We start from the raw sequence: 5,953 nt of genomic DNA, 5'->3' as shown, positions 1-5,953 counted from the left end.
CGACCCGCACGCAGCACCGGCCCGAGCATCCGGGCGGTGGCCACCGCGTCCTGGACGGCCAGATTGATACCCACACCGCCTGCCGGGGACATCGCGTGTGCCGCGTCCCCGATGCACAGCAGGCCCGGCCGGTGCCAGGTCCGCAGCCGGTCGACCCGCACGGTCAGGGGCTTCACGTCGTCCCAGCTCCCCACCTCCTCCAGCATGCGCGAGCCGAGCCCGGCGTCGATGGCGCCGACGTCGGCGCGGAGCCGTTCCAGGCCCTGTTGTTTGACCGTGGCGTAGCCGCCCTGCGGGATGACGTAGGCCATCTGCCAGTACGTCCCACGGTCGATGGTGATCAGGACGAAGCCCTGGCCCGTGTGCAGGAAAGTCTGCCGCTCGTCGGGCAGGCGGCTGAGGCGGAACCACAGCACGTCCATGGGCGACTTGCTGACAGACGGTTTGAGCCCGGCGGATGCGCGCATGGCCGAGTGGCGGCCGTCCGCGGCGATCACGATGTCCGCGCGCAGCTCCATCGGACCGTCGGGCGTGCTGACGCGTACACCGCGGACCTCGTCGGCGTCCCGCACGAGTTCGGTGGCCTCCGCGTGCTGGAGCAGGCGGAACCCCGGGTACTGGGCGCCCTTTCGAGCGAGGAAGTCGAGGACGTCCCATTGCGGCATGAAGGCGATGTACGGGTGCTTGCCGCTGAGCTTGGAGAAGTCGGCGAAGTCGGTGTACCCGGCCGGGGTCTGCACGCCGATCGTCCGCACCTTGCTGTGCGGCAGGGCGAGGAACTCTTCGATCCAGCCGAGTTCCTCGATGATGCGGAGGGTCGAGGGATGGACGGTGTCCCCGCGGAAGTCCCGCAAGAAGTCGCCGTGCTTCTCCAGCACGATCACCTCGATGCCCTGCCTGGCGAGCAGCAGGCCCGCCATCATGCCGGCGGGGCCGCCGCCCACGACGACGACGCGAGTGTATTCGGTGTGCACCGCGATGACTCCTGAGTCTGGGAGGGGGGTGGGGGGAAGAGGAGGAACGGTCAGTGGTCGGCGGCGGCCGCCGTCTGTGCCGCATGGCCGTCCCCGTCCAGGTCACGGCTCCGGATCAGCGGAATGACGAGCACGGTGCCGACGAAAGCGACGACCGCGGCGAAGACGAGAACCGAGTTGAGCCCTTCGACGAAGCCCGACTGGGCCGCCTGGGCGAAGATTCCGCGCTCGCGTGCGGGCAGTTGTCCCATCGCGTGCTCCAACTGCCCGGAGGAGACGGCGCGTGCGAGTTCGTCGGCACGCCCGGCGAGCGGGGTACCCGCCAGCGCATCGGAAACGGACTCCTTGACCCGGCCGGCGAACACGGCGCCCATGACGGCCACTCCCAGTGCGATGCCGAGGGAACGGAAGGTGTTGTTGAGGCCCGAGGCCACACCGGACCGCTCGGAGTCGACGGCTCCCATCGCCGCCGCCACGACGTTCGGATTGACGAATCCGACGCCGAGACCGGTGACCAACTGCCCTGCCAGCAGCGTCGTCCAGTCGTCGGAGGTCTTCAGGCCGCCCATGAGGAGCAGTCCGACGCCGATGAGGGCGAGCCCTCCCGACACCAGCCAGCGGGCCGGTACCACCGACCCGGCACGGGCCATGACCGCCGACGCTACGAAGATCGAGAGAGTGAGGGGGAGCAGTCTCAGTCCGGCCTCCAGGGGGTCGTGCCCCAGGACCGTCTGCAGGTAGAGCGTGAGGTAGAGCAGCAGCGCGAATGCCGTGGAACTCATCGAGAGCACGCCGAGGCTGGCCCCGGTCGTGGTGACTCGCCGGAAGACGGCGCCGGGGAGCATGGGATCGCGGCGGGTCCGCTCGATCCACACGAACAGTGCGAGTGAGAGCGCGGCGATGGAGAACGCGACGGTGACCTGGGTGCTTCCCCAGCCGGCTTCGTTGGCCCGCAGGAGCGCGAAGGAGAGGGAGCCCAACCCGATACTGAGTGTGACGAACCCGGGCCAGTCGACGGGTCCGGACGTCCGTCCTCGCGATTCGGACATACGGCAGGCCACGCCGACCAGCGCGAGGAAGCCGATCGGCAGGTTGACGAGGAAGACCGAACGCCAGCCACTGGCCTCGACCAGTACACCGCCTGCCAGCGGCCCTACGGCGAGGGCCGCGCCGCTGACGGCTCCCCAGACGGCGAGCGCCAGGTGCCGTTCCTTGTTGCCGGGATAGGCAGCGGCGAGCAGGGCCAGTGACGTTGCCAGCAGCGCTGCGGCGCCCAGCCCCTGGAGAACGCGGGCGGCGTTCAGGAAGAGAGGGTCGGCTGCGATCCCGCACAGCAGGGAGGCGATCGTGAACAAGACCATCCCGATAGCGAAGACTGCCCGTCGCCCGAACCTGTCGGCCAGCGACCCGCCCGTCAACAGAGCGGCGGACAGCGCTACCGCGTACGAGGCGACCACCCACTGCAGATCGCTGAGGGAGGCGCCCAACTCCGCCTCGATGTCCGGCAGAGCGATGTTCACGATCGTGACATCGAGCAACACCATGAAACTGGCGACGCACACCAGTACGAGGGTCCACCAGCGGTTGCCGGTCATTGGCGCTCCTCCCTGAGCGGATTCTCTATTTCGATACGCTCTGCGTAGCGTAGCGACATGGATCGCGCACGGGCAAGGAGTGCTTCCGAGATGACCGGGACCCGGCCGATACGGGATCGGCTACGGGACTGCCGGCGCCCCGTCCGGCTGCGGCCGGCCCATGAAGCGCTTGGCGTAGAGGGTGGTCTGCACGCGATTCGGGGTGCCGAGCTTCGCGTAGATGCGGCTGAGGTAGTTCCGCACCGTCTTCGGACTGATGCCCAGGTACTTGGCGATATGGCCGGTCTCGTGGTCGTCGGCGACGAGCGAGAGTATCTGCCGCTCCCGCTCGGTCAGTTGGGACAGCGGTGAGCCCTCATCCGGTGGGCAGCCCGAGGCGATCTGCAGGATCAGCCCCGCAGCGGCTCCGGAGAGCGCCGCGCCGTCGCGGTGCACCGCCAGCAGGGTCTGGCGCAGCTCCTCACCGCTGATGCAGCGGGAGAGATAGGCATTGGCGCCCGCCATGAACGCCTCGCGCATGAAGACGGGTTGCTGGTTGGAGCTGAGGACCACGATGCGCACGTGCGGGGAGTCCTGACGGATCAGCCGGGCGGCATGGATGCCGCCTGCTCCCGCGACCGTCGGGCCCGTGACGACGATCTGCGGTCTTCGCGTCCGCAGGGCATGGAGTGCCGAAGCGGCATCGAGCGCCGTGGACACCACGGAGAACTCGTCGAAGCTGTCCAAAAGTTTGCGCAGTCCTTCGAGTACGACCTGTTCACTGTCGACCAGAAGGACGGTGGCCATTGTCATCGGTGCCCCTCGGCTCGTTTGCGGTACGGGTGCTCCGAGAAACGAATCCACAAGTCTCCTCCCCCGTCGGGCACTTGTCCCGCGCTGTACGGCTGCGGAACACCGAAACCACCTCCGTTTCGGAATGGCTCCGACCCTAGGCAGGGGTGTCGTAGGGGCTCATCCGACCGCCGGTACCGAGCGGCTTGACGCTCGGTACTGCTCGTACCTGGCTCGTGGATTCACCGTTACGGGGCGATGGGGACGGCCCTTCACCAGGAGCTCCGCTTCACCGGCCCGAATTCCGCTGTCGAGTGCCGGAAGGAGCAATCCGGGCCGGCGGTTTCGGACCTGTCCGCGCCGCCGGATTGCGCGGGTGCACCCGGTGCGTGCCGGCCGGGGCTTCCCACTCTTCGCTCCCGCTCCGTGCGGTAGGTGCCGTTTCCGCGGGTGCCCGGCAGGACCCGAATCTGCGAGCTTCACGAGCGAGGGTTGCACGACTCGGCGGCTGACCTGCGGAAAGAGCGCTCCGGCGGACGTGCGCACCGGTGGCCGTGCGGTGATTCTTGACGGCCCGTGAGGTCCGTATCCCCGTGACAGAACGAAGACGCCTCGGAGGACCGCTCGTAACTCGGTGCGAGATACAAATACTTCCGGACCACATGCACCGCCCTACTCGTGGGGGAACACCGTGAAGTACACCCGGACCACTGCTCTCGCTGCCCTCGGCGTCGCCGCCACCCTCTCGCTCACCGCCTGTGGCAACGGCGGCTCCGAGAAGGACTCGTCCTCCAACGGGGCCTCGTCCTCGTCTGCTTCGTCCTCGGACGGTGGCTCGAAGTCGGAGAGCGGCGGGGGCTCGGAGTCCGGTAACGCGAAGTCGGACTCCAGCGAGAACACCGGGACTCGCGCCGGCGCCGCGAACGGTGCGACGAAGACCGGAGGCAAGGTCAAGTCCTGCAAGACGGAGGATCTGGCCATAGACGCCAGGGACGCCGCGCCCGACGCGGCCTCCGGCAGGATCAACATCACCATGATCAACCGCGGTCCGACCACCTGCTCGGCGACAGGCTTCGCGGACGTCTACATCAAGGACGTCGACAACACCTCCAACCCCATTGACCGAGGCGACGCCCAGCCGCGCATCACCAACCTCGAGCCCGGCGACACTGCTGTCTTCAACCTCGCCTACGACATCGACAAGAACGGCGACAGCCACACCCACCCGACCAACATTCAGGTGACGCCCCCGCACGAGACGCACTCCGTGAACCTGAAGTGGCCCGCGAGCGGTGGAAAGATCGAGGGCGCCTACACCGACGTCGAGGTCTACCCCACGCACACGACCAAGTAGGGACGGTGCGCGGCGGCCGGCCCTGCCGACTGCACGCCGGGCCCGTTTCGGCCGTCAGCGTTCAGTTGGTCCGAGCCGGCGACGCTTGGCATGCCCGTTCCGCAGCCGAGCTTGCCACTGTCGAGGACCAGCCGCCCGCAGTAGCCCGCCTACTCGGGCTTCAGCGATCCTTACTGCGAACCGGGCACAGCTCCCGCAGGGACGGGCACAGGCCCGTTTGCGCCAGGTGCACTGCAGGCCGGAGGCTCCTCCGCCCTATCGGGCAGAGGAGCCTCCGGCCTGCTGCTTCAGCGTGCCCCCGGCAGGATTCGAACCTGCGACACCCGCTTTAGGAGTTCGATCAGTGGGCGTGCCTTGAGCTGCATCCTGTCGGCCTGACAGCCGGACAGGACCATACCGATACGCCCCTGTCCGGTGTCGTTGATGTCAGTCATGGATGTCAGAGCTTCTGATCCGTAGCTGGGGAGGGATCGGTCAGCGACGGTCGAAGCGGTCACGCCTCGGGCGTCGTCGGGTGCTGATGACTGCCTGCGGTCGGTGGGTTTGCTGTACTTCGCTGCCGTACAACAACATCCAGACAGGAGGGGCGCTATGGGCCCTGATCTGCTGGTGCGGTTGCTGACCGGCGACGATGAAGCGTCCGTTACTGCTCGAGAACCGCTCGGCCAGAGAGGTGTGGATTCAGATCGCGAACTCGTGCGCAATCCCGACGCAGATGTCCCCTTCGAAGTGAAGCGCAATGTGGTAGACGTCGCTCTGCCATTGCAGGAGCACCTGCCCGGGACCCGTCACGCTGAAGCTGGAGTGGGGCCCGACCTCGGCAGTGATCTCCTCCTTGGTGCGGCCAGCTAGATTGCCGAGGCCTGCGAAACCTTGCGCCAGCCTCCGCCCGCCGGACAGCAACCCCGAATCCTCGCTCATGATGCCCGCGAACTGGGTCCCCTCGAAGAGGATCCCAATGTGGTAGCTGCCGCTCTGCCACTGGAACAGAGTTTGGCCCGGCCCAACCATGCTCTGACTACTTGGTCTGCCGACGGCGGCGACAATCTCCTCCAGTGTGAGACCCGTGAGATCTCCCAGCACGGCGAAGTCCTGCTGGAGGTTTTGCCTCGACGCACCAAACATTTCCCCTCCGTTGTGCGATGACGCTTGCACTTTACGTCACCAGAGGACCGTACCCGCGAACCAGCGTCAGAGCTCGCACAAGGTCGGTGGAGCGGCTTTGGGCTGGAGCTGCTTTGGCGTGAGAGATCAGGGGG

At 67.3% G+C, this 5,953-nt stretch carries 6 protein-coding genes; 1 reads left to right on the top strand and 5 read right to left on the bottom strand.

The window, feature by feature from the left end:
* From UWG_RS0120775 to UWG_RS0120765, 3 genes are all read right to left on the bottom strand, one after another.
* Positions 1-974, bottom strand: a 974-nt coding sequence (locus UWG_RS0120775; RefSeq protein ID WP_016909131.1) for an FAD-dependent oxidoreductase, incomplete at its 3' end; no start/stop codon positions are given.
* Between the two features lie 50 nt (positions 975-1,024).
* Positions 1,025-2,569 (bottom strand): MFS transporter, encoded by a 1,545-nt coding sequence (locus UWG_RS0120770; RefSeq protein WP_016909130.1) that lies wholly within the window; start codon positions 2,567-2,569, stop codon positions 1,025-1,027.
* A 120-nt stretch (positions 2,570-2,689) separates the two neighbouring features.
* The gene (locus UWG_RS0120765) at positions 2,690-3,361 is read right to left on the bottom strand and encodes a response regulator transcription factor (protein ID WP_029391635.1); all 672 of its coding nucleotides are present in this window, start codon (positions 3,359-3,361) and stop codon (positions 2,690-2,692) included.
* Positions 3,362-4,031: 670 nt separating this feature from the next.
* Here UWG_RS0120765 and UWG_RS0120760 point away from each other — a divergent pair.
* Positions 4,032-4,694 (top strand): DUF4232 domain-containing protein, encoded by a 663-nt coding sequence (locus UWG_RS0120760; protein ID WP_029391634.1) that lies wholly within the window; start codon positions 4,032-4,034, stop codon positions 4,692-4,694.
* 287 nt (positions 4,695-4,981) lie between these two features.
* On the opposite strand, the gene UWG_RS33130 is transcribed toward UWG_RS0120760, so the two are convergent.
* Both UWG_RS33130 and UWG_RS0120755 read right to left on the bottom strand, forming a co-directional pair.
* The gene (locus UWG_RS33130) at positions 4,982-5,128 is read right to left on the bottom strand and encodes a hypothetical protein (protein WP_157838580.1); all 147 of its coding nucleotides are present in this window, start codon (positions 5,126-5,128) and stop codon (positions 4,982-4,984) included.
* A gap of 247 nt (positions 5,129-5,375) precedes the next feature.
* Positions 5,376-5,819 (bottom strand): hypothetical protein, encoded by a 444-nt coding sequence (locus tag UWG_RS0120755; RefSeq protein ID WP_016909126.1) that lies wholly within the window; start codon positions 5,817-5,819, stop codon positions 5,376-5,378.
* Positions 5,820-5,953: the final 134 nt, after the last annotated feature.

Source organism: Streptomyces xiaopingdaonensis (genome assembly GCF_000262345.1).
GTDB classification, from domain to species: domain Bacteria; phylum Actinomycetota; class Actinomycetes; order Streptomycetales; family Streptomycetaceae; genus Streptomyces; species Streptomyces xiaopingdaonensis.
The sequence above is the reverse complement of the archived record's forward strand: the minus strand, read 5'-3'. Positions and strand labels throughout refer to the sequence as shown.

Coding starts and splice junctions, on each gene's coding strand:
- UWG_RS0120770 (WP_016909130.1), bottom strand. CDS start 2,569: ATGACCGGCAACCGCTGGTGGACCCTCGTACTGGTGTGCGTCGCCAGT.
- UWG_RS0120755 (WP_016909126.1), bottom strand. CDS start 5,819: ATGTTTGGTGCGTCGAGGCAAAACCTCCAGCAGGACTTCGCCGTGCTG.
- UWG_RS33130 (WP_157838580.1), bottom strand. CDS start 5,128: ATGACTGACATCAACGACACCGGACAGGGGCGTATCGGTATGGTCCTG.
- UWG_RS0120765 (WP_029391635.1), bottom strand. CDS start 3,361: ATGACAATGGCCACCGTCCTTCTGGTCGACAGTGAACAGGTCGTACTC.